Raw genomic sequence first — 22,386 nt, forward strand, 5'->3', positions numbered from 1 at the left:
AAGGAGATCGACCTCATGGCCCTCACCCGAGACCTGTACATCGCCGGAAAAGACGTGCCCGCCGCCTCCGGCCGGACCGCCGACGACATCAACCCCTTCACCGGGGAGGTGTACGCCACCGTGGCCGCCGCCGGTCCCGAGGACGTCGTGCGTGCCGTGGACGCGGCCGACGCGGCGTTCGAGGAGTGGGCCGCGTTGGCCCCCTTCGCCCGTCGGGCGATCTTCCTCAAGGCCGCCGACCTGCTGGACGGGCGCGGCGCACAGGTCGCCGACCTGATGGCGCAGGAGGCGGGCGGCACACGGCCGTGGGCGTTCTTCAACGTGATGCTGGCGGCGAACATCCTGCGCGAGGCGGCGGCCGCGATCACCGCGCCGCGCGGTGAGGTGCTCAGCGCGCAGGAGCAGGGCGCGCTGGGCCTCGCGGTACGCGAACCACTGGGCGTGGTCGCGGCGTTCGCGCCCTGGAACGCGCCGGTCATCCTGGGCGTGCGGGCCGTGGCGGCACCGCTGGCCGCGGGCAACACGGTCGTCGTCAAGGCGAGCGAGGACGCGCCGATCGCCTGTGGGCTGCTGGTCGCCGACGTGCTGCGGGAGGCCGGGCTGCCGGACGGCGTGCTCAACGTCATCACCAACGCACGTGAGGACGCGGCCGAGATCGCCGAGACGCTGATCGCCGACGAGCGGGTGCGGGCGGTGAACTTCACCGGCTCCACTGCCGTCGGACGGATCGTCGGAGAGCTGGCGGCCCGTCACCTCAAGCCCGCGGTCCTGGAGTTGGGTGGCAAGAACGCGGTGCTCGTCCTTGACGACGCGGACGTGGACTACGCCGTGGACGCGGTGACGTTCAGCGTGTTCATGAACGCCGGGCAGATCTGCATGTCGGGCGACCGGATCCTCGTCCACGAGTCCCTGGCGCAGGAGTTCACCCGGAAGTTCGCCGCGAAGGCGGGTTCGCTGCCGGCCGGCGACCCCGGTGAGCCGTACACGGTCGTGGGCCCGCTGGTGAGCGCCGAGGCCGCCCGGCGGGTGGCCGACCTGGTCGCGGACGCCGTGGCCAAGGGCGCGAAGGTCCTGGTCGGCGGCGGCGAACCGGACGGCGCGGTCCACCCGGCGACCGTCCTCACCGACGTCCCGAGGGACGCGGACCTGTACCACGCTGAGGCGTTCGGTCCGGTCTGTGTGATCGAGACCTTCACCGACGACGACACCGCAGTGGTCCTCGCCAACGACACCGAGAACGGCCTGACCTGCGGCATCCTCACCGAGAACGCCACCCACGGACTGGCCGTGGCGCGCCGGATCCGTACGGGCATCGTGCACATCAATGATCAGTCGGTGGCCGACGAGCCGCAGGCCCCGTTCGGTGGAGCGAAGGCCTCCGGGTATGGGCGCTTCGGTGGCCGTTGGGGTGTCGAAGCGTTCTCGAACACCCGCTGGGTGACCATCGCCACGCAGCAAGCGCACTACCCCTTCTAGGGGGGTGCTGGAGCGTCGTACTCAAGCCCGTGGTCGTGGCGGCCGCTGAGGTCCGGTCTTTGGCCGCGCGGGTCAGTTCCCGCTGGACGGCGGGTGCATACGTTTCCTCGAACAGGCCCGAGACGGGACGAACGAGGAGGCAGGCCCGTGAAGGAAAGCCACACTGACACGTGCGTGATCGGGACGGGACCTGCCCGGCCGGCGGCCGCCAGGGCACTGGCGGAGCGGAATCTGCCGTACACGCATCTCGAGCGGCACACCGGGCCCGGCGGCATCACGAACGAGATGCTGCACGTCGTCAACCCCGCCACCGGGGAGCCGATCGCCTCCCTGGCCGCCGCGAGCGCCGAAGACGTCGCCAGGGCCGCCGAGCAGGCCCGACAGGTCCACGAGACCGGGGTGTGGTCGCGGCTCCCGGTCCGCGAGCGTGGCGCGGTGCTCCTGCGGCTGGCCGACCTGATGGAACGCGACGCCGAGATCCTCGCCCGGCTGGACAGCGAGGACGCGGGCAAGCCGATCACGGAGTGCCGTACGGGCGACGTACCGGAGGCGATCGAGTCGATCCGCTGGTTCGCCGAGGCTGCCGACAAGGTCTTCGGCCGCATCGCGCCGAACGGGCCCGACGCTCTCGGCCTCATGAGCCGCGAGCCGGTCGGGGTCGTCGCGGCGATCCTGCCGTGGAACTACCCCCTCGCCATGACCGCCTGGAAGGTCGGCCCCGCCCTGGCCGCGGGCAACTGTCTGCTCGTCAAGCCCGCCGAGGCGAGCCCGCGCTCCGCCCTGCACATGGCCGCACTCGCGACCGAGGCCGGCCTGCCCGAAGGAGTTCTCACCGTGCTGCCAGGGTACGGCCGGACGGCCGGGGCGGCCCTCGCCCGCGACCCCCTCGTCGGTGCGCTCTCCTTCACCGGGTCCACAGCGACCGGCCGCACCATCCTCAAGGCCGCCGCCGACAGCAACTTCAAGCGCGTATCACTGGAGATGGGCGGCAAGAGCCCCCAGGTGCTCATGGCCGACGCGCTCTCCTACGGCGATGATCTCATCGAAAACATGATCGAAGCCGCGTTCCTGACCATGGGGCAGAACTGCACGGCCGGCTCCCGGGTTCTGGTGCACCGCAGTATCGCCGAGGAGGTGATGGAGCGGTTCACGGCCGCGGCGAGGAAGCTGGTCATCGGTGATCCGGCCGACCCGCACACGCAGATCGGTCCTCTCATCGACCACGCTGCCTTCGATCGGGTCGCGGCAGCCGTGGAGGCCGCACGGGCCGGCGGAGCCCAGATCCACACCGGGGGACTGCCCCACGGGCTGCCTCCGCGCGGCGCCTATTACCCGCCCACCGTGATCACCCGAGTTCCTGACGGCAGCGACGTCCTCACCAAGGAGCTCTTCGGCCCCGTCGTCACCGTCCAGACCTTCACCTCTGAGGATGAGGCGGTACGCAGGGCGAACGCCACCGAGTACGGACTGGCCGCCTCCCTGTGGACCCGCGACCTCGACGCCGCGCTGCGGCTGGCACGTGGCATCGAGGCCGGCGTGGTCTCCGTCAACGCCTACAGCGAGGGCGACATCACCACACCTTTCGGCGGCTGGAAGCAGTCCGGATTCGGTGGCGTGGAGAAGTCGACCAACGCCTTCGACCAGTGGACCCGCGAGAAGACGATCTGGATCCGCACCCGCCGACCCGGGCCGCCAACCGGCAGCCACCGGTAGCCGACTCGTCATTCCGTGCGCCCCGCCCCCCGGAGCACCCGCTCCCGCAGGTGAACCGGGGAGGCGCCGTGCCAGCGGTGCACCGCGCGGCGCAGCGCCCCTTCGTCGGAGAATCCCCCCTGGTGGGCGATGTCGTGCACTGTCAGGTCCCGGCGGAGCGACAACTGCTCCACGCGCTCCCGGCGCACTCCCCCGACGAGTGCCTCGTACGTCGCGCCGCACTCGGCCGACCGACGGCGCGGCGTCCGCTCGGTCGTCGACCGTCCCCGCCGTGACCGAACGCGTCCCCGTGTGGCCCTGACCCTCGGTTCGTGGCCGGCCCGGACGGGGCCGTTAGTGTCGGGGCATGACGTCACCCCTCGCCGCAAGTGCCTTCGACTCGCTGCGCCTCGACGCCGTGCCCGACCAGGAGGCGCTGCGTCAGGTCTACGAGCTTCCCGGCGACGCGGCCGTGCGCAAACAGATGACCGAACTCACCGAGCAGACACGGAAGTTGATTGCGTGTTCGTCGCTGGTCCTGGTCGCCAGCGTGGACGCCGAGGGCAACTGTGACGTTTCCCCGCGCGGCGGCCCCGCCGGGTTCGTCGCCGTCCTGGACGCGCGGACGGTGGCGATACCCGACGCGACCGGCAACAAGCGTCTGGACACCCTGCAGAACGTCGTCGCCACCGGGCGGGCCGGGCTGCTGTTCGTCGTCCCGGGGCGCACCACCACTCTCAGGGTGAACGGCCGGGCCTGTGTCTCCACCCGCCCGGAGCTGCTGACGCAGCTGACGGCCGTGGGCAAGCCGCCGGCCAGTGCGCTGGTGGTGGGGATCGAGGAGGTCTACCCGCACTGTCCCAAGTCGCTTCTTCGCAGCGGGGCCTGGAAGCCGGAGCAGTGGCTGCCCGCCGACGCCCAGCCGACCTCGGCCGAGGTGACGCTGGCGCAGCTGCGTATGCCGGAGCTGACGGTCGCCGACATCGAGCAGGCGGAGGCGGATTCGCTGAGGTACCGGTACGAGTGACGCCGGCCGACGCCGCACCCGGTTACCGCGTGGTGCGGGGGACGGCGTTTGAGATGGTCCAGCAGCTCCCGTGAGGTGGAACACCAGGAACGGCACCTGCCGCTCGTACCCCGTGGCTCTCTCGCGCAGGATCGCCATGCCGCGCCGGTGCGCCCGGGCGCGGACCTCCTGACCGGGGGCGTCGGCGCGGCGATGAGTTTGTCCGGGTCCCCGGGTCTACCTTGCGACCGAAACGTGACTGACGTGACCGACGTGACCGACGTGACCACTCACCGGGAGCAGGACATGGGCCTCATTCATATCGAGATGTTCGCGACGCTGGACCTGGTCGGGCAGGCGCCCGGGGGGCCGGACGAGGATCCGGAGGGGTTTCCCTTCGGGGGCTGGCAGGCGCCGTTGCTGGACGAGGTCTCGGGGGCGCAGGTCGGGGCGGCGTACGAGGGGACGGACGCCCTTCTGCTGGGGCGGCGGACGTACGACATCTTCGCCGCCTACTGGCCGAAGTACCAGGAGGGCGGCGAGGACAACGAGATCGCCGAGCTGTTCAACCGTGTGCCGAAGTACGTGGCCTCGCGCGGTACCCCCGATCTCTCGTGGGACGGGTCCGTGCAGCTGGGCCCGGATCTGGCCGCCGCGGTGCGCGAGATCCGTGACCGGCATGAGCATGTGAAGGTCGTCGGGAGTCTGGACCTGGTGCAGACGCTTCTGCGCGAGAGGCTCTTCGACCGTCTCGACCTCTGGGTGCACCCGATCGTGCTCGGAGTCGGGAAGAAGGTGTTCGACGGAGGCGCGGTGCCCACGAGCCTCACCCTTCTCGAACCGCCGGCGGCCGGTGGGAAGGGGACGGTGTACCTGCGGTACGGGCTGGCCGAGGGCACGCCCGGTACCGGGGACATGAGCGCACCTGATCGGGGAGTGGGGCGCGACCACTGACGCCGTGTCGCGACGGATCGGCGTGCCTCGGATTCGGCAAGGGGCTTGTCACCGGCGCGGGCGACGTGCCAATGTCCGGCCATGGTTACGTAACCATGGCCGGTTTACGTGGGTCTGGGGGTCCGTCGGCGGACGCCCGGGCCAGCAGTGCCTCGGCTCAGGTGACGAACCCGCACTTCGCCCTCCGCGCTTCCCGTCACTGGAGACGACATGACGAAGACCCTGAAGGGGTCGAGAAAACTGGCCGGTGTGATCATGGCCGGTTTCGGTGCTTCCCTCATGTTCCTGACCGCCCCCGCCCTCGCCCAGCCGGCCACCACGGCGTCGGCCACCACGGCGTCGGCCGCGGCACACACGTCGGCGAGCCTCGCGGCGAAGCGCGGCACCAGTGACTTCCGCGGCGTGAACTGGGCGGACCCGCGGGACAACTACGCCAGTGACGCCGTCGTGCCCAGCGGGCTGTCGGTGACCGACGACTACCGCACCGTCTACCGCACCACGACCCGTATGGTCCGCGGCTTCAAGAAGAACCTGGGCGCCAACACGCTGCGCCTGCCGATCAACCCGGCGAGTGTCGGCACCACCTGGTGGAAGTCCTACCGGGCGACGATCGACGCGGCCACGGCCCACGGCGACAAGGTCATCGTCAGCTACTGGGAGGCGAACACCAGCAAGGACGGCCTGGTCGACGACCCGGCCGCCTGGAACGCGATGTGGAAGACCGTGGTGCGGGCGTACAAGCACAACCCGCGGGTCTACTTCGAGCCGATGAACGAGCCGCACGGCTACACCCTGGACCAGTGGGTGTCCGTCACCAGAGGCTGGCTGGCCCGGCACAAGGACGTGCCGCGCGGCCGGGTCGTGATCAGCGGTACCGGCTACAACGACAACGTCACCGGTGTCGGCGCGGCCCGCGCGCTGAAGGGGACGCTGCTCTCCCTGCACTTCTACGGCTACTGGAACAACTACACGAAGCAGGCGGACTGGACCGCCGACCTCGCCTCCCGGATCGGCGGCTACGGCGGCCGGACCATCATCGACGAGGCCGGCGCCCCGATGACCATCGGTCTGAACTACGGCGCCTGGAACGGCAACGTCTACACCTCCTACCTCGCGGCCGTGGCCAACACCGCCCGCAGCAAGGGCATGGGACTGGTGTACTGGCCGGGTCTGCGGTTCGGTGACGCCTACTCGATCGAGTCGCTGGACTCCGCGGGCAACCTGGTGGACAACAGCACCACCGGAGTCGCGCTGCTGCGCTGGGGCTACGGCTTCGGCACCACCCCTCCCGTCAACGACCTGCCGGCCGCGCCGCCCGGTGAGGTCCTGCGTGGGGTGGGCTCGGGCCGCTGCGTCGACGTGCCCGGCTTCAGCACCACGAACAACACGCAGCTCGACCTGTGGGACTGCAACGACGGCGGCAACCAGTCCTGGAACTGGAACGCCGGCAAACAGCTCACCGTCTACGGCAACAAGTGCATGACGCTGGGAGGCACCGGAGCCACCGCGGGAGACCCCGTGGTCATCGCCGACTGCACCGGCGCGGCGGCACAGCAGTGGAACGTGAACGCGGACCTCACGATCACCAGCGTCGCGAACCCGGCGCTCTGCCTGGACGCGTCCGGCGCGGGCACCGGCAACGGCACGGCGGTCGACGTCTGGTACTGCAACGGAGGCAGCAACCAGCAGTGGACCAGGAGCTGACGCCGGCACCCCCTCCCGTCGACCGCTGACCGCTGACTGCTGACCGCTGACCGCTCCGCACGGGCCCGCCGCGTACCCTCGGGTACGTCCGGCGGGTCCGTGCGTCGTTGCCCGCCCGTCATCGCCCGCCCGTCCCTGCCGGCCGTCAGTGCCCGAGGGGCAGGGCCGGGGGCGCCGCGGTGCTGGCGCGGACCACCAGCCGGGTCGGGACCAGGGTCTTGTCGATCACCTCGGGACCGGTACCGGCGATCTTGTCCAGCAGCTTCTGGAGGCTGAGCCGGCCGACCGCTGCGAAGTCCTGCCGTACGGTCGTCAGCGGCGGCCAGAAGGCGTGGGCCTCCTCCATGTCGTCGAACCCCACCACGCTGACGTCGTCGGGGATCCGGCGGCCGAGCTCGTGCAGGGCACGCATCACACCGAGGGCCATGTGGTCGTTGGCGGCGAAGATCGCCGTCACCTCCGGCCTGCGCCCCAGATCCAGGCCGTGCCGGTATCCGGATCTGGTGGTCCAGTCGCCGTACAGCACCGGCGGCGGGTCGATGCCCGCATCCCGCAGGGTGCACTGCCAGGACTCCACGCGACGGGTCGCGGAGAACGAGGTCGGGGGACCGGCGATGTGCCATACCCGGCGGTGGCCGAGTTCCAGCAGGTGTTCCGTGGCCTGACGGGCGCCCTGGGCCTGATCGGTGTCCACCACGGTGTAGCCGGGGCCGGTGTCCGAGTCGACGACCACCATCGGTACCCCCGGCGGGAGGCTGAACTCCGCGTCGTCCAGGAGATGCGCCTCGAAGACGAGGATCACCCCGTCCACGGCCGCCTCGCTGAGCCGGTCGTAGGCACCGGAGACCCGGCCCAGGGTCGGATCCGAGACGGGGATGAGGGTGACCGCGTACTTGGCACGGGCGGCTTCCTCGGCGATGGCGTCGAGCGTGCGCGTGTTGCCGAACGTCCTGAGCGTGAACGTGATGACACCGATCGTGTTGAAGCGCCCGCTCTTGAGGGCGCGCGCGGCTCCGTTCGGCCGGTAGCCCAGCGCCCGCATCGACTCCACGACCCGCTGCCTGGTCGCCGGGTCGACGTTGCTGTGGCCGTTGGACACGCGCGAGACCGTCTGCGGTGCGACGCCGGCATGCCGGGCGACATCCGCCATCGACGGCCGGGGGCGTCCGGGCACACGCTTGTCCGCCATCGCCATGATCCCGTGCTTCCCCTGCTCCTGGGGGTTTCCCCGGTTTTTCCGGGCCTGACCCCAGCCTAGGGCCTGCCGTCCGGATCAGGCCGGGCGCAGCGGCCGTCGCCGGTCTCGCCCAGGGCCTGTCGGTAGGCCCGCTCGTCGGTCTCCTCGTACACGGTGAACACCACGCGGTCGAAGCGTCCGGGACGGGCCGCGATCCAGTCCGCGACGGTCCGCAGCGCGACCGGGGCGGCCTCCTCCTTGGGGTAGCCGAAGACGCCCGGGCTCACGGCACAGAAGGCGAGGGTCCGGATGCTCTCGGCCCGGGCAGGGAGCGGTCAACCGGGGGGTGATGTCCCGCGTGCACAAGGAGTTGCGGTCCACCCGTGGGCCGACGCCGGCCGAGACCCTCCGGATGGAGACCGGCTCCTCGACCCGGCCCCCTCGACCCGGCCCCTCGGTCAGGTCGCCGACCCCGGCACCAAGCGCTCCCCGGGGACGACCCCGCCCCACCGCGTGCGACGGCTGAACGGGGCGGCTCACTCCCGCCGTCCCCAGAGGCGTACGCCGCCGACGCCGCCGCCGGTGAACAGAGAGTCGACCGTGTCGTAGAAACGCCTCAGCCGGGTGGCGAGCGGTGCGCCGTGCAGCCGTACGTGCTGGGGCAGGTCCCGTCGGAAGCGCTCGGCCCGGTCGCCGACGAAGGGCAGCCAGAGGTCGGTGACGTCCGTCCAGGTCACGTCCGTCAGGCCGGCCTCGGCGAGATCCTGGCGGTAACGGCTCTCGTCCGGGAGGTAGGGACAGGCGACGAGAGCGGCCAGGTCGGTCCGTTCCCCGTCGGTCAGCGGGCGGCGGGCGTAGAAGTCCTCGACGTAGAAGGTGCCGCCGGGCCGCAGCAGGCCGTGCAGGACGTCGAAGAGCTCCGCGCGGCGCGGGATGTGCAGGATCGTCAGGAGGGAGACCACATGGTCGTACCGCTGCGACCAGGGTGCCCCGCGCAGCGTCAGGGCGTCGGCCCGTACGGCGGTGACCCGCTCCGACAGCCCGCAGAGCGCGGTCAGTTCCGTGCTCAACTCGTGCAGTTCCGGCTGTAGTTCGACGGCGGTGACCCGGCATCCGTACCGCTCCGCGAGATAGCGGGCCGGCCCCCCGAGCCCGGCGCCGATGTCCACGACGCTCGCGCCGGGCGCGGCACCCAGGCGGGCGACGGCGTGGTCGAGGGCCTGGTGTCCGAGGTAGTGGAGCTGGTCGTACGGTTCGAGATCGGCCGGGGTGAGGGGGCCGGGGCGGGCCGGCCGGTCGGCCAGGGCGTTGCGGACGTGCTGGAGGTCGTACAGGGCCATGTCGTCGAGGCGAGGGCTGGGTGGTTCCGTCACGCGGGCATTCTCGCGGCGCCCCGGGTCCCCGGGGCGGACGTCGCCGGTGCGCCGCCCGGGTGGGTGACGGGGGTTGACGGGAGCGGTCCGCCATCCCGCGCCCGGGAGGCACGAGGTACCGTCGGTGGCGGTGTGGGCGGTCGGTTCCGGGCCCGCCCGTGGGAGAGGGGTCGGGAGAGGGGTTGGTGGAGATCGGCACGCAGGGCGGCTCCGTCGCGCAGCAGCGCGCGCCCCTGAGCCGGAAGCGGGTGCTGGACACCGCCGTGGCGCTGGCCGACGAGGGCGGGGTCGACGCGCTCAGCATGCGCAGGATCGCGCAGGCGCTCGGTGTCGTGCCCATGGCGCTGTACAAGCACGTCGCCCACAAGAACGCGCTGCTCGACGGCATGATCGACGCACTGGTCGCCGAGATCGACCCGCCGTCCCCCGACGCCGACTGGAAGACCGCCGTCCGCGGGCGGGTGCTGTCGGCCCGTCGCATGCTGCTGCGCCACCCCTGGGCGCCCGGGGTCATCGAGGCCCGCATGAAGGCGCGGGCCACGCCGACGCCCGCCGTCCTCGCGTACCTGGACTCGATGATCGGGATCTTCCGGGCCGGCGGTTTCCCGGTCGACCTCGTGCATCACGCGATGCACGTCATGGGCAGCCGGCTGCTGGGCTTCTCCCAGGAGCTGTTCGAGGACCGGACCGACCGCGTGCCGGATCCGGACGCGCCGTCGCCCGAGGAGATGGCGGCGCGCTATCCCCACCTCACCGAGCTGGCCAGGGCGGTCGCCCATGACGAGGCGTCCGTCGTCGGCTCGGGCTGCGACGACCAGTACGAGTTCGAGTTCGCCCTGGATCTGACCCTGGACGGCCTCGAACGGCTCCTGCGCACGGCCTGACGCGAGGCCCTTCGCACCCACCCCGGTCCACTGCGGCGCCCCCTTCCGCCCGCCGCACCCCTTGACGGGTGTACGCCGTACACCTACCGTGCCGTCAGGAGGTGTACGGCGTACACCAGAGGGAGGCGGGGGAGGCCCTCGGGGAGGATCGGAACGGCCAGTAGCGACATCTGGCCGATCTTGATCCCGGTTCGATGACTCTCCCTGTTTCCGCTGATCAGGGCCCCTACCTTCCGGGTCATGCCAGTTGAATTTCTCTCTGACGACCAGGTCTCGCGCTACGGCCGGTTCGCTGCCGCTCCGACGCCCGGGGAGCTGGAGCAGTTCTTCCGTCTGGACGCGAAGGCGGTGGAGTCGGCGCGGTCGAAGCGGGCGCCGGCGAACCGGCTGGGGTGGGCGGTGCAGTGGGGCTGTGTACGGATGCTCGGGGTGTTCCCTACCGAGGACTTGTCCGTGGTCCCGGAGGTGGTGGTCCGCTTCGCCGCCGAGCAGCTGGGTGTCGATCCGGGCGAGTTTGCTGCGTACGGGGCCAGGCGGCAGAGCCGGTACGAGCACGCGTGGGAGATCCGGGACTCGTATGCCTACCGGGAGTTCCCGGCAGCGGAGGCGGAGGTGCGGGAGTTTTTGGCGGCGCGGGTGTGGGCGTCGTTGGAGGGGCCGCGGGCGTTATTCGACCGGGCGGTGGTGTGGCTGGTCGACAACCGGGTGCTGCTGCCGGGGATCACGACACTGACCCGGCTGGTGGCGGAGGTCCGCGCGCGGGAGAACGCCTCGCTGTACCGGACGCTGGATGAGGCCGTGCCGGACGGGCTCCGGCACTCGATGCGGGACCTGCTGAAGGTTCCAGAGGGCAAGCGGGTCTCGGAGCTGGAGCGGCTGCGGACATCCCCGATGCGGGTGTCCGGGTCGGCGATGACAGCCGCGCTGGAGCGGGCGAAGGACGTCCGCTCGCTGGGTGCACATCTGGTGCCGGTCTCGGTGGTGCCGGCGGCGCGGATGGCGGGGCTGGCCCGGTACGGGATGGGGTCGAAGGCTCCGACGCTGCGAGAGCTGGAGGAGACGCGGAAGACCGCGACGCTGCTGGCGACGGTGCGGCATCTGGAGTCGGCGAGCGTGGACGACGCCCTGGACCTCCTCGACGTCCTGATGGCCTCGCGGCTGCTCGCGCAGGCGGACCGCGTCGGCAAGGAGGAGAAGCTCAAGGCGCTGCCGAAGCTGAAGCGGGCGGCCGGCCGGGTGGCGAAGGCGGTCGGGGTGCTGCTGGAGACCGCCCCGGCGACCGATACGGGGGAGCTGGTGTCGGTGGTGGACGCGTGGGCGGCGATCGAGAAGGCCGTTTCCCGCGAGAAGCTCGCCGAGGCCCTGGCCGTGATCGCCGAGGTCGTCCCGGACGAGGAGGGGGATGAGGACGCGGAGTGGCGGGCCGCGCTCGCCACCCGCTACGGCACGGTGCGCGGTTTCATCCGACTTCTGGTCGATGTCGTCGACTTCGGCGCCGTCGAGGCTGGCGCCCCGGTGGTGAAGGCGCTGAAGCAGCTGCCGCATCTGATCCACCGCAAGAAGCTCCCGGCCGCGGAGATCGAGCGGGATCTGGTGACCGGCTCGTGGCGGCGCCTGGTCTTCGCCGCCCCTGGCAGCGAGCCGGGCCTGGCGGACAAGGCGGCGTACTCGTTCTGCGTGCTGGAGCACCTCCACCGGGCCTTGCGCCGGCGGGACGTGTACGCGCGCGGCGGGGACCGGTGGGGCGACCCGCGTGCCAAGCTCCTGGCCGGGGACCGGTGGGAGAGCGCGCAGCCGACCGTGTTGAGGGCGCTGGGTCTGGAGGCGGAGCCCGCCGCCCACCTGGCCGAACTTGCCGGAGCGTTGCACGGGGCCTACCACCAGGTGGTGGCCGGGCTGCCGGGGAACACTGCGGTGTCGGTGAAGGACGGCAAGCTGTCACTGGACCGCCTGGGGCCGGCCGGGGAGCCGAAGCTGATGCCTGCCTTCCGCCAGCTCGCCAACAGCATGCTGCCCACGGTCGACTTCCCCGAGCTGCTCCTGGAGGTCGCCGAGCTGACCGGCATGACGTCGGCGTTCACCCACATCTCCGGCGCCGACCCCTCGATGGAGGAGTTCGAGCTCAGCGTCTGCGCCCTGCTCCTGTCGGAGGCGTGCAACGTGGGGCTGACCCCGGTGGTGAAGCCGAACGTGCCCGCCCTGACCCGCGGCCGGCTGGTCCAGGTCGACCAGGGCTACCTGCGTGCCGAGACCATCTCGGCCGCGAACGGGATGCTCATCGACGCCCAGCGCGGGATCGACGTGGTGCGGGCCTGGGGCGGCGGGCTGATCGCCTCCGCTGACGGGGTCCGCTTCACTGTCCCGGTGCAGTCCCTGCACGCCGGTTACAGCCCGAAGTACTTCGGGCTGCGCCACAAGGGCGCGACCTGGCTGAACGTCGTCAACGACCAGGTCATGGGCTTGGGCGGCGTCGTCGTCCCCGGCACGTTGCGGGACTCCCTGTTCATCCTGGACGCGCTGCACAACCGGGACGGCGGCCCGAAGCCGGAGACCGTGATCACCGACACCGCGTCGTACTCGGACATCGTGTTCGGGCTGTTCGCGATCTGCGGCTACCAGTTCTCCCCGCGGATCGCCGACATCGGCGACGCCCGCCTGTGGCGCACCCACGCCACCGCCGACTACGGGCCCCTCCAGGGCGCCTCCCGGCACATGATCCGCCTGGACCGGGTCCGGGCGCACTGGGGCGACATGCTGCGGGTGGCCGGGTCGCTGACGACCGGGGAGGTCCGCGGCTACGACCTGATCCGGATGCTGTCCCGCGACGGGCGGACGACGGGGCTGGGCGACGCGTTCGCGCACTACGGGCGGATCTTCAAGACCCTGCACCTGCTCCAGTTCGTCTCCGACACCGGATACCGCCGCATGATCGGCAAGCAGCTCAACATCACCGAGGCCCGTCACCGCCTGGCCCGGAAGATCTTCTTCGGGCAGCGCGGCGAGCTGCGCCAGCACTACCGGGAAGGGATGGAGGACCAGCTCAGCGCCCTCGGCCTCGCCCTGAACGCGGTGGTCCTGTGGAACAGCCTCTACCTCGACCGCGCGGCAAAGCAGCTCGCCGCCGACGGGTTCCCCGTCACCGAGGACCTCCTCGCACGCCTGTCACCACTCCAGTTCGACCACATCAACTTCCTCGGCCGATACGCCTTCTTCCGCCCCCAGGCCCCCGGCGGGCGCCCCCTGCGGGACCCGGCCGAAGTCGAGAGTCCGCACGAGTAGGGCGTATTCCATCGATCGTCGCAACATGTCGGTCGGTTGGGCCGTGCTGTTCTCTGGGCTGCGGGCGGTACCCGCCCCCAGCTGGCTCCTCTTGGGCTCCCCGGCCGGATGTCGGTGGGCGATGGCGCAGGGCCCTGCCGAGGGGCAGGGCCCTGGTGGTGTGATCACCAGTAGAGCCTGTGCAGGGTGCCTTGCGCGTGGACGGCGTCACGTTGCCTTTCCCCTGCCATGCCGGCCCCCGGAGCAGGTTCTGAGAACTCCGTCGGCTTCGGCCTGCGCTACCCGGGCACGCCAAAAGAGGGGGAGGCGGTGGGGTGGGTGGGTGGGTGTCAGGTGGCTGTGCGGCGGTAGATCACGTGGAGGTTGCCGCCGAAGTAGACCGCGGCTGGTGTCTCCTTCGCGGTGATGCCGGCGATTTTCTGGGCGCCGGCCCATGCGCCGTCGTATTCGGCGCTCCACAGGGCGGCGTCGGTGCCGCGCATGATCAGGGTCATGGTGCGGCCGTTGCCGGCGAGTGCGGGGGCGTGGGAGGCCCGCCAGTTGTCGTTGGGGATGCCCTCGCTGACCCAGACGCCGCCGCCGTTGATGGCGGTGTGGATCTTGTGGGCCTTGCCGGTGGCGATCCGCCACAGGCGCCGGTCGCGGGGGGCCAGCGCGACGTGGGTGTTCAGTTCCCAGCCGAGGTTGTCCTTCTGCCATCCGCTCCAGGCGGTGCCGTTGTGCCGGGCGTGGTAGAGGTTTTCGTCGAGTCCGTAGGAGACGAGCCACGCCTGGTTCTCGTAGGTGGCCAAGGCAGGGCTGAACTTCTTCCTCCCCGACATCGTGTGGTGTCCGCTCCACCCTGTGGCCGGGGTGTAGGTGCGGGTGTACACCTTGCCGTCCTTGCCGGTGACGGCGTAGTGCAGCTTGCCGTTGGCCGAGGTCAGGGTCGGGGCGTAGAAGGACTGGTCGCGGTGGATCTGCGCTGGCTGGGTCCAGTTCCCGCTCACGTCCGTGCTGGCCCACATGACCGCCTGGTCGCTGGGGCGCAGGAAGCAGATGTAGAGCCGGTCCCCGTGGACGGCCAGGGCGGGGGTGGTGATGGTCTTGTAGGCCAGGGGGATCCCTGTCCGCCAGGAGGTGCCCGAGCGGATGGAGTGTTCGAGGTATCCCTCGGCGAAGGGGATGGTGTCGCCGGACCACTTCACACGCAGGTCGTGGTCTCCGTCGCCGTCGAACCGCCAGCCGGCCCTGCCGACGCGGGAGAGGATGGCCAGTTCGTAGCGGCCCATCCCGATGGCGCGCTGGCAGGAGATGTCGCTCTTGTTCTGGAAGAAGCCGATGAACTGGGCGATGAACGAGGCCGCCGCGGTGGCCACGCCCACCCACGTGGGGAAGAACCCGTAGTAGTTGTCGAAGTCCAGCAGGAAGTTGATTTTGGCCATCGCATCGCTCAGCGCCTTTTGCAGGCCCGCCCACCACTCGTCGTTGACGTCGTCCTGCTCCCAGCAGATGATCTGCGCTCCCAGATAGTCACCGCTGGTGGTGCCGTCGAAGAGGACCTTGCGGCCGGGTGAGAAGAAGCGTTCGTCATGCTTGTCGACGTTGCCGAACGTCTCCGAACGGAAGGTACTGCCCGGGCCGACGCCCGTGCCGACCGATGCGGTCCAGAAGATCTCGTCGCTGGTCCCCCACCGGTCACCGACCGCCCGACGGACGTAGAAGCTCTCCGCCTCCAGCTTCGCCCTGTACGTCGGGGCAGCACCGGCCTCCGGGCCTTCGGCCGCTTCACCTTCCGCTTGCCCGGCACCCTCGGCCGTGGCGCTGCCGAAGCCGGCAGTTTCGCCGGTGACGGCAAACGCGCTGACCGCGAACTTCGACGCGCGCATGGCCTCCAGGAACGCCGGATCATCGATGTCCCGCTCCGGCCTGCGGGGATCGAGGATCTGCGTGTTCCCCGCCGCCATCGCCTCAGCGACCATGTCCGGAAGGTCGCTGCGGAGGTCCGCAATGGAGTAGCCCTCGCTGACGGGCCGATGCGCGAACACCTGCGGGATGACCGCCATAGTGGCGCCGCTGTCGGCCACCTCCCGGTACACCCGGCCCCACGCCTGGGTCTCCTCCTCGGAGAGGACCGACTCCACGGCCTCCAGCATCAGCTGCTCCAGATCGGTGGGCTCATGCCCCTGCCGGAGACGGTCCGCACCGTGCAGGAACACGCCCAGCAGCACGCTCCCGTACGAACTCTGCGCCTGGGGTTCCGCACCATCGGGTGTGTTCGTTCCAGACAACAGGGCCCGGACCCGTTCCAGCCGGTCCTGCTCCGTCTGCTCGACCTTCTGCTCAGTCACAGCACTCCTCACACCGAAGGCTCTCCGTAGCCGAATAGAAACGGAGAGTCACAGGCTATGGGGTGGGGGACGACGGAAAGCGCCAAAGCGCTCAACTAGCCACAGAAGGCCCTGAAATGGCTCATCAGGACGCCTTCGAAGGTCAATCCACGTGATTACCGCACCGCGCCCCGGCGGGGCCGGTCCGACATCGTCTGCCGGTCCAGCGCGGCAACCCGCCGCCTACCGCAACCAACCCCTCGGCGGCTCGCCTGACCCTCGTGGCGATCCTCCCCAATCGCGGGCATGGGCCAGAGCTGCGCCGGGGTGCTCTCACAAACGGTCCTTTCCCGGAACGGGATCACCGGCAGGCCGGGGAGACCCTCCAGCCCCCGGATTGGTTCTCACAACCCGCTCTCACTCAAGAGCACGACACGCCCTGTTCTGAGAACTGCATTGTGAGAAGATCCGGGGCCATGACGGACCCTCACGACCCCGCCCCGGCTGACGCCGGCGACGTCGAGCGCCACCCCTGCCCCCGATGCGCGGCCGAACCCGGATCGCCGTGCCGCTCGCGCGGCGGCGCGGTCACCGGGACCTACCACACCGGCCGTTTCACGAAGGTGCCCCGGCTCGCGAAGCTCCTGCGGGTCCAAACTCCGGCCGACCGGGGACCGGGACAGCCGTGGCGGCCCGGCACCCCGCCACCGGCGCCCGTCGATCCTGCCCTCCCGGGCGCGGACATCCGCATCGGATACGCCCGCTGCTCGACCCTGGGCCAGGAACTCGACTCCCAGCTCGACGCGCTCGCCGCGCACGGCATCGACCGCGACAAGGTGTTCAGCGAGAAGATCAGCACACGTATCCGGGTCCGCCCCCAGTTCGAGGCCGCGCTCGCCGCGGCCCGCGAGATCAAGGCCCATGCCCCGCACTGCCGGGTCATCTTCACGGTGTACGAGATGAAGCGGCTCGGGCGCGACGCCGCCGAACTCACCGCTCTCGCCGACCACCTCACCGCCCACGGCCTGGTCCTGGAAATGCTCGCCGGACCCCTGCCCGGCATGTACGACCCCAGCGGGCCCGGCCGACTGCTGTTCGCGTTCTTCGCCGCGATGGCGGAGACCGAACGGGAGAACGTCCGCGAATCCACCCTCGAAGGCCTCGACACCGCCGCCCGCAAAGGCAAACACGGCGGCCGGCCCCCCGTCATCACCGACGACATGCTCCACACCGTGCTCCGGCGCCGCGCAGCCGGCGAGTCCGTCGAGCAGATCCAGCCCGACCTCATCATCCCCACCGGCAAACGCAAAGGACACAGCCCCTCCATCGCCAGCATCTACCGCGCACTCGCCGAACACGAGAAGAAGCAGGCGTACCCCGAAGCCGTCGAAGCGGCCCACGCCGACTTCGCCGCCCTCCGCCAACGCTCGGCGGCTACGCCCACCACTGCTTAGCGGAGTCTCTACCCACCGGTCAGACCCTCCCCAACCAAGGGTCGGACGGGAACGTTCAATGGCTCACTTGGACCACTGTTCGATTTCGAACCTGTACTCGTGTTGGGAGATGTTCATCAGCCGGGCCTGGGGAGTCCTAGAGGCCGCAACAGCGTTCCCGGCAGCCACGACCGGCAGCGCCACCGGAACGTACTTGCCGCCACTGGCGACGATGATGGGCTGGCCATCGTGGTACTCGATCGCCAGCGTGGCGATGTCCTCGGGCCTGACCTCCGATGACAGGACCGGTTCGGCTACTTCCGGAGTGAGCTGGATCGGGGCCGGCCCCTTGGAATTGGGCGTGGTCTCAGTCATGGCGTCTCCTCGCTGGTCGGCTCCCTGCCTTCCTGTTCAGAGCGTTGCAGATCGGGGCTTCACCGGAAGGCAAAACGCGCCAGAACAGCTGAGAACCGACAGAGTGACGCGAAAGCGGCGTCCAGCACGCATCCTGACGCCGGGCGCCGAGTCGTAAGTCGCTACTCACCGGTCCGATCCTCCCCAAGGGCCGGGGAAGACCGATGAAGGCGATCGTCCAGGAACGGTTCGGCACGCCGGACGTGCTGCGGCTCGCGGAGACCGACCGGCCCGAGGCGGGACCGGGCCAGGTGGTCGTGCGGGTGAGGGCCGCCGCGCTCAACCCGTACGACTGGCACATGCTCCGCGGCGACCCGTACGTGGCGCGGCTGATGGGAGGCGTGGGGCTGACCCGGCCCAAGGAGCGGGTGGCCGGGATCGACGCGGCCGGTGAGGTGGCGGCGGTCGGCGCCGGCGTGTCCGGACCGCGGCCCGGCGACGCGGTGCTCGGGTTCTGCCCCGGCGCCTTCGCCGAGTACGCGCGCACCACCCCGGACCTGGTGGTCCCCAAGCCGGCGGGACTCACCTTCGAGCAGGCCGCCGCCGTACCCATGGCGGCGGTCACCGCACTGCGCGGCATCCGGACGGTGGGGCGGGTCCGGGCCGGGCAGCGGGTGCTCGTCAACGGCGCCGCCGGGGGCGTCGGCACGTTCGCCGTCCAGATCGCCGCAGCCCTGGACGCGGAGGTCACCGCGGTGTGCAGCGCGCGCAACGCCGGCCTGGTGCGCTCGCTCGGCGCCGCGCACGTCGTCGACCACGCCCGGGAGGACTTCACCGAACGGCGCGGCCATTACGACGTGATCCTCGACAACGTGGGGAACCACCCGCCGGGACGGCTGCGCCGGGCGCTCGCCCCGACCGGGACGCTGGTGGCCAACGCAGGCGGCTCGCCCGGCCGGGTGTTCGGGGCGGTGGGCGCACTGCTGCGGGTCGCGGCCGTGGATGTGGTCGTACGGCAGCGGCTGCGGCCGGTCCTTCCCTCGGCACCGGCCGGACCGGTCCACGAGGACCTGCTCGCGGTCACCGCCTTGATCGAGGCGGGCGCGCTCGCGCCGGTGGTCGACCGGACCTACGCCCTGGCCGACACCGCCGAGGGGCTGCGCCACGTGGAGCGGGGGCACGCCCGGGGCAAGGCCGTGATCCGGGTGGCCGGGCCGGCGGGGTGATCCGCGGCCACCGGCGCCACGAGAGGAGACCGGGGCCCGCGCGGGGCAACCGGGACCGCCCCTCGTGGGTCTAGGCAGCGTGACACATCATCAGGTCCGCCGCGCGCAGGAGCCGGCGGGCCCGAGCGTCCCGAAGGGGGAGTCCATGCGTATCCGCTCGGCCGTCGCCGTCGTATCCCTTGCCACCGCCGTGTCCGCCTCGATCGTCCCGGCCGCCGCCGGGGCCGCGGACGGCGCCGCGGCCGGCCCGACGACGTTCACGCACGTCGTCGTCAACGGTGGCAAGGACATCGTGCTCGGCCCCACCACCCGCAGGACCGTCACCCTCACCTGGACGGCGACCGACCCGGAGGGGGTCGCCAAGACCTGGGCCCATCTGTGGCACGGCCCCAACACCGACGACGCCGACGGTCATCTGCCGCACTACCCCCCGGCGGGCACCTGCACCGTCTCGCCCGCCGACCCCGCCACCTCCACCTGCACGCTGTCGTTCGAGGTGGACGCCGCGCGAGATCTCCACCGCAACAGTCTGGCCGGCACCTGGAACGTGCTCACCGAGGCGCAGGACACCACCGACGACTGGACGGACGTGGACGTCGCGGCCACCGCGAAGATCAAGCGGAACGCCAAGGTCACGGTCAACGCCTCGCCCGAGCCCGTGAGGAAGGGCCGGACCATCAGCGTCACCGGCAAGCTGACCCGCGCCGACTGGGAGACCGGCGCCTACGCCGGGTACCGGGGGCAGTCGGTGAAGCTCCAGTTCCGCAAGAAGGGCAGCAGCACGTACACCACCGTGAAGACCATCACCAGCGGTAGCGGCGGCACCCTGAGGACCACCGTCAAGGCCACGAAGGACGGCTACTTCCGGTACGTGTTCGCGGGCACGGGCACCACCGGTCCGTCCACGGCGGCGGGGGACTTCGTCGACGTGAGGTGAGACCCCGGCACGGAGCACGGGCCCGGCCTGCTCCGGGGGTGGGAGGCCCAGGTGTCGACGGTCCCTCCCGGAAGCGGGCCGGAAGCGGGCCGGAAGCGGGTGGTGGCTGTCGGGGGAAGCGGCTGCCGATCTTTGCTGGGGGAGTGACCAGCTCAACTCGTGTGCGTCGGCCCGATCGCCGACCGTTCGTCCAGGTCCCGCAGGAAGGCCTCGACCGCCGACAGGTCCGTCCGCTCCAGTTCGTCGTCCCGGATGACCACCCGCAGCTCGGGGGAGACGGCCGGGTCCTCGCGGAGGCTCTCCGTGAAGGTCTCGACGATCAGCAACAGCAGCTGGGTGCGGTCGAGTTCGACGACCCGGGCCAGTCCCGAGCCGATCAGCGGGACGGCCACCGGCTTGAACAGACCGTGCACCGCGACCGCAGGCCACAGGCGCTCCAGGCTCAGCCGCAGGTCCGCGGGGGCGGAGCGGGCGCGCAGATCGTTGCCCAGCCGGGAGTAGGCGAGGGCGAAGACCCGGCGGGCGCCGACGGGGACGACCACCGCCGTACCGACCGGATAGCGGGTGCGGCGGCCCCGCCGCTTCGCCCGGACGCTCTCCGTGGCCAGCGGGGCGACCTCCTTGAGCCCGCGGCGCAGCCCCTCGTCCAGCAGCCGGTGCCGCCCCTCGAAGAGCCGCTCCACCAACTGGCCCTGCACGCTCTCCCGGCTGATCACGACGTCGTCGGCGGAGGTGTCGAAGGTGTCGGAGAAGCCCACGACCAGATTCGCGTCCTCCTGGTCGAACAGGTCGCCGCGCACCACGACCACGTCCACCCGCAGTCCGCGCAGGGTGTGCCGCAGCAGCTCGCCGCCGTGCCGCTCCCGCAGCCGGGCGTGCAGCCGGGTGAGCGTGGCGGTGGCCTCGGGGTCGTCCGGCCGTTCCCGTGCGGTCTGCTCGGCGACCGGCAGCGCGAGGTCGTAGCGGCCCAACGCACTGTGTCCCGCGATCAGTTCACGCAGGGCCGTCTCGCGGAGCTGGGTCAGCCGCCGTACCGCGACGGCGGCGAACGCCTCGTCGTGCGCCTCGGCCAGCGGGCGGCCCCGCCACAGGCGCAGCGCCTCCGCCAGCAGCCGGACGGCGGAGGCCGGCGCCGCCCGCAACGCGTCACCGACCAGCCGGGTGAACTCGGCGCTGTCCAACTCCGCGGTGGTCAACACCAGTTGGTAGCTGCTCTCCACCCCGCGCGCGGTCGGCAGCTGAGCGGTGCGGACGATCCGGGCGCCGAGACCCGGGCCGGCGAGGTCGAGGGCGCGGCGCAGCTCCAGGATCCGTTTCTGCACCTCGTTGCGGCCGCGCAGGTCCTGGCGGGGCAGTTCGACGGTCGGCTGCCAGACGTCCCGGTAGAGCCGCCGGGCGGGTACGGCCTCGCCGTCGGCGGCGACCAGCCGCACCAGCAGCCGGGCGGTCAGCGGGGTGAGGTGGGCGTCTTCGCCGTTCACGCGCAGCCGGACGGGGCCCAGGACGCTCACCCGCACGCTCGGTGTCCGGGTTTCCACGCGCCCCGCCCCCTTCACCGCGTGATGGCCCGTCAGCAGTGAACTCAGCGTACCAAGGCGTTCTGGAGGGATGTATGCGATCGACCGGGCCGTCCGCGCCGCACCGGACCCCACGGGTGCGGCTGCCGGGATCACGGCGTGGCAGGCGGGTGTTCGCCGCGAGTGTGCTGGTGGCGTTCGGGGCGGTGTCGGCCGTCGTGCAGTTCGTCGGCCAGCTCTTTCCGGACCTCGTCCGCCGTCCGGGCTGGGTGCTGGCCGGCTCCGTGGCGCTGTGCCTGGCCTGGGGGCTGCTGCGGACCCGTCCGCAGGCGGCCGTACGGCAGGAGTTCGCACGCCCCGGGATGACCGTGGTGGTGGAGGAGGGCGATCTCTTCGACCAGCCCGGCCATCTGGTCGTCGGCTTCACCGACACCTTCGACACCCTCGTGGACGACGGCTTCGTCATCAACGACACCAGTGTGCAAGGGCAGTTGCTGGCCCGCCGCTACGACGGGGACGCCGCACGGCTGGACGCGGAGCTGGCCGCGGCACTGCACGGGGTGGCCCCGGTGCAGCGGGAACGGGCCCGGGACAAGCCGCGGGGCAAGCGCGACCGGTACCCGATCGGCACCGTCGCCGTCCTCGGCGCACGGCCGCGCCTGGTCTTCGCCGTGGCCTACAGCAGGATGGGCACCGACTGCGTCGCCTCCTCCAGCGTCCAGGACCTGTGGGTCGGCCTGGACCGGCTCTGGGACGCCGTCCGCCGCCACGGCCAGCTCGAACGCGTCACCATGCCGCTGACCGGGGCGGGCCTCGCCCGGCTGCACGACCTCGACGAGGACAGCCTGCTGCGGCTGATCCTGCTGTCGTTCGTCGTCCACGCCTGGGAGCGGCCGCTCAGCCGGGAGCTGCACGTGGTCGTCCGCCCCGGTGAGCTGGGGCGGATCGACCTGCCGGAGACCGCGGCGTTCCTGGCGGGCCTCGCGGCGAGCGCCCGGCGCCCTCTCTGACGCCGGGCGGCGGTACGGGCCCCTCCCCCGGCCGTGGACGACCACGGGGCCCGTA

The 22,386-nt window shown here is 71.3% G+C and carries 16 protein-coding genes and 2 pseudogenes; 11 read left to right on the top strand and 7 right to left on the bottom strand.

What is annotated here, in order from left to right; translation table 11 throughout:
* Nucleotides 1-15: 15 nt before the first annotated feature.
* Together AQJ58_RS03235 and AQJ58_RS03240 are read left to right on the top strand one after the other, a co-directional pair.
* Nucleotides 16-1,476: an aldehyde dehydrogenase family protein gene (locus AQJ58_RS03235; protein ID WP_067244544.1), complete on the top strand. Its 1,461-nt coding sequence runs from the start codon at nucleotides 16-18 to the stop codon at nucleotides 1,474-1,476.
* A 285-nt stretch (nucleotides 1,477-1,761) separates the two neighbouring features.
* Nucleotides 1,762-3,189 carry an aldehyde dehydrogenase family protein gene (locus tag AQJ58_RS03240; protein WP_079078723.1) on the top strand — a complete coding sequence of 476 codons (1,428 nt, stop codon included), beginning with the start codon at nucleotides 1,762-1,764 and terminating at the stop codon, nucleotides 3,187-3,189.
* A gap of 8 nt (nucleotides 3,190-3,197) precedes the next feature.
* On the opposite strand, the pseudogene AQJ58_RS40350 reads toward AQJ58_RS03240, so the two are convergent.
* Nucleotides 3,198-3,443, bottom strand: a pseudogene (locus AQJ58_RS40350) (helix-turn-helix domain-containing protein); the annotation flags it as partial.
* A gap of 92 nt (nucleotides 3,444-3,535) precedes the next feature.
* Here AQJ58_RS40350 and AQJ58_RS03250 point away from each other — a divergent pair.
* From AQJ58_RS03250 to AQJ58_RS03260, 3 genes are all read left to right on the top strand, one after another.
* Nucleotides 3,536-4,195, top strand: a complete 660-nt coding sequence (locus AQJ58_RS03250; RefSeq protein ID WP_067244549.1) for an MSMEG_1061 family FMN-dependent PPOX-type flavoprotein — start codon at nucleotides 3,536-3,538, stop codon at nucleotides 4,193-4,195.
* Between the two features lie 285 nt (nucleotides 4,196-4,480).
* Nucleotides 4,481-5,128, top strand: coding sequence for a dihydrofolate reductase family protein (locus tag AQJ58_RS03255; RefSeq protein WP_067245708.1), 648 nt, complete (start codon nucleotides 4,481-4,483; stop codon nucleotides 5,126-5,128).
* A gap of 210 nt (nucleotides 5,129-5,338) precedes the next feature.
* Nucleotides 5,339-6,832, top strand: coding sequence for a ricin-type beta-trefoil lectin domain protein (locus AQJ58_RS03260; RefSeq protein ID WP_067244551.1), 1,494 nt, complete (start codon nucleotides 5,339-5,341; stop codon nucleotides 6,830-6,832).
* 145 nt (nucleotides 6,833-6,977) lie between these two features.
* Here the strand turns inward: AQJ58_RS03260 and AQJ58_RS03265 are convergent, their stop codons facing one another.
* The 3 genes and pseudogenes from AQJ58_RS03265 to AQJ58_RS03275 form a co-directional block, all read right to left on the bottom strand.
* Nucleotides 6,978-8,021 carry a LacI family DNA-binding transcriptional regulator gene (locus AQJ58_RS03265; RefSeq protein ID WP_067245711.1) on the bottom strand — a complete coding sequence of 348 codons (1,044 nt, stop codon included), beginning with the start codon at nucleotides 8,019-8,021 and terminating at the stop codon, nucleotides 6,978-6,980.
* Between the two features lie 65 nt (nucleotides 8,022-8,086).
* Nucleotides 8,087-8,323 (bottom strand): annotated as a pseudogene (locus AQJ58_RS03270) (hypothetical protein); the annotation flags it as partial.
* 222 nt (nucleotides 8,324-8,545) lie between these two features.
* Complete coding sequence (locus tag AQJ58_RS03275) at nucleotides 8,546-9,382, bottom strand: methyltransferase domain-containing protein (RefSeq protein WP_159056207.1); 837 nt, start codon at nucleotides 9,380-9,382, stop codon at nucleotides 8,546-8,548.
* Nucleotides 9,383-9,564: 182 nt separating this feature from the next.
* Between AQJ58_RS03275 and AQJ58_RS03280 the strand changes: the two genes are divergently transcribed.
* On the top strand, nucleotides 9,565-10,266 hold the full coding sequence (locus AQJ58_RS03280; protein WP_067244556.1) for a TetR/AcrR family transcriptional regulator C-terminal domain-containing protein: 702 nt from the start codon (nucleotides 9,565-9,567) through the stop codon (nucleotides 10,264-10,266).
* A 240-nt stretch (nucleotides 10,267-10,506) separates the two neighbouring features.
* Complete coding sequence (locus AQJ58_RS03285) at nucleotides 10,507-13,545, top strand: Tn3 family transposase (protein WP_067244558.1); 3,039 nt, start codon at nucleotides 10,507-10,509, stop codon at nucleotides 13,543-13,545.
* 329 nt (nucleotides 13,546-13,874) lie between these two features.
* On the opposite strand, the gene AQJ58_RS03290 is transcribed toward AQJ58_RS03285, so the two are convergent.
* Nucleotides 13,875-15,875, bottom strand: a complete 2,001-nt coding sequence (locus AQJ58_RS03290; RefSeq protein WP_067244560.1) for a PLL family lectin — start codon at nucleotides 15,873-15,875, stop codon at nucleotides 13,875-13,877.
* A 455-nt stretch (nucleotides 15,876-16,330) separates the two neighbouring features.
* Here AQJ58_RS03290 and AQJ58_RS03295 point away from each other — a divergent pair, with 455 nt between their 5' ends.
* A complete protein-coding gene (locus tag AQJ58_RS03295) occupies nucleotides 16,331-17,308 on the top strand; it encodes a recombinase family protein (protein WP_067244562.1) in 978 nt (325 codons plus the stop codon).
* A gap of 63 nt (nucleotides 17,309-17,371) precedes the next feature.
* Here the strand turns inward: AQJ58_RS03295 and AQJ58_RS03300 are convergent, their stop codons facing one another.
* Nucleotides 17,372-17,662, bottom strand: a complete 291-nt coding sequence (locus AQJ58_RS03300) for a hypothetical protein (protein WP_067244564.1) — start codon at nucleotides 17,660-17,662, stop codon at nucleotides 17,372-17,374.
* A 203-nt stretch (nucleotides 17,663-17,865) separates the two neighbouring features.
* On the opposite strand from AQJ58_RS03300, the gene AQJ58_RS03305 reads away from it, so the two are divergent.
* The gene (locus tag AQJ58_RS03305) at nucleotides 17,866-18,867 is read left to right on the top strand and encodes an NAD(P)-dependent alcohol dehydrogenase (RefSeq protein WP_067244565.1); all 1,002 of its coding nucleotides are present in this window, start codon (nucleotides 17,866-17,868) and stop codon (nucleotides 18,865-18,867) included.
* A 145-nt stretch (nucleotides 18,868-19,012) separates the two neighbouring features.
* Complete coding sequence (locus tag AQJ58_RS03310; protein WP_067244567.1) at nucleotides 19,013-19,804, top strand: hypothetical protein; 792 nt, start codon at nucleotides 19,013-19,015, stop codon at nucleotides 19,802-19,804.
* A 152-nt stretch (nucleotides 19,805-19,956) separates the two neighbouring features.
* On the opposite strand, the gene AQJ58_RS03315 is transcribed toward AQJ58_RS03310, so the two are convergent.
* Nucleotides 19,957-21,342, bottom strand: a complete 1,386-nt coding sequence (locus AQJ58_RS03315; RefSeq protein ID WP_234359940.1) for an AfsR/SARP family transcriptional regulator — start codon at nucleotides 21,340-21,342, stop codon at nucleotides 19,957-19,959.
* A 74-nt stretch (nucleotides 21,343-21,416) separates the two neighbouring features.
* On the opposite strand from AQJ58_RS03315, the gene AQJ58_RS03320 reads away from it, so the two are divergent.
* The gene (locus AQJ58_RS03320; RefSeq protein ID WP_234359941.1) at nucleotides 21,417-22,331 is read left to right on the top strand and encodes a macro domain-containing protein; all 915 of its coding nucleotides are present in this window, start codon (nucleotides 21,417-21,419) and stop codon (nucleotides 22,329-22,331) included.
* Nucleotides 22,332-22,386: the final 55 nt, after the last annotated feature.

Source organism: Streptomyces sp. DSM 15324, assembly GCF_001514285.1.
Classification (GTDB): domain Bacteria; phylum Actinomycetota; class Actinomycetes; order Streptomycetales; family Streptomycetaceae; genus Streptomyces.

Coding starts and splice junctions, on each gene's coding strand:
- AQJ58_RS03235 (WP_067244544.1), top strand. CDS start 16: ATGGCCCTCACCCGAGACCTGTACATCGCCGGAAAAGACGTGCCCGCC.
- AQJ58_RS03240 (WP_079078723.1), top strand. CDS start 1,762: ATGCTGCACGTCGTCAACCCCGCCACCGGGGAGCCGATCGCCTCCCTG.
- AQJ58_RS03250 (WP_067244549.1), top strand. CDS start 3,536: ATGACGTCACCCCTCGCCGCAAGTGCCTTCGACTCGCTGCGCCTCGAC.
- AQJ58_RS03255 (WP_067245708.1), top strand. CDS start 4,481: ATGGGCCTCATTCATATCGAGATGTTCGCGACGCTGGACCTGGTCGGG.
- AQJ58_RS03260 (WP_067244551.1), top strand. CDS start 5,339: ATGACGAAGACCCTGAAGGGGTCGAGAAAACTGGCCGGTGTGATCATG.
- AQJ58_RS03265 (WP_067245711.1), bottom strand. CDS start 8,021: ATGGCGGACAAGCGTGTGCCCGGACGCCCCCGGCCGTCGATGGCGGAT.
- AQJ58_RS03285 (WP_067244558.1), top strand. CDS start 10,507: ATGCCAGTTGAATTTCTCTCTGACGACCAGGTCTCGCGCTACGGCCGG.
- AQJ58_RS03295 (WP_067244562.1), top strand. CDS start 16,331: ATGACGGACCCTCACGACCCCGCCCCGGCTGACGCCGGCGACGTCGAG.
- AQJ58_RS03300 (WP_067244564.1), bottom strand. CDS start 17,662: ATGACTGAGACCACGCCCAATTCCAAGGGGCCGGCCCCGATCCAGCTC.
- AQJ58_RS03305 (WP_067244565.1), top strand. CDS start 17,866: ATGAAGGCGATCGTCCAGGAACGGTTCGGCACGCCGGACGTGCTGCGG.
- AQJ58_RS03310 (WP_067244567.1), top strand. CDS start 19,013: ATGCGTATCCGCTCGGCCGTCGCCGTCGTATCCCTTGCCACCGCCGTG.
- AQJ58_RS03320 (WP_234359941.1), top strand. CDS start 21,417: ATGCGATCGACCGGGCCGTCCGCGCCGCACCGGACCCCACGGGTGCGG.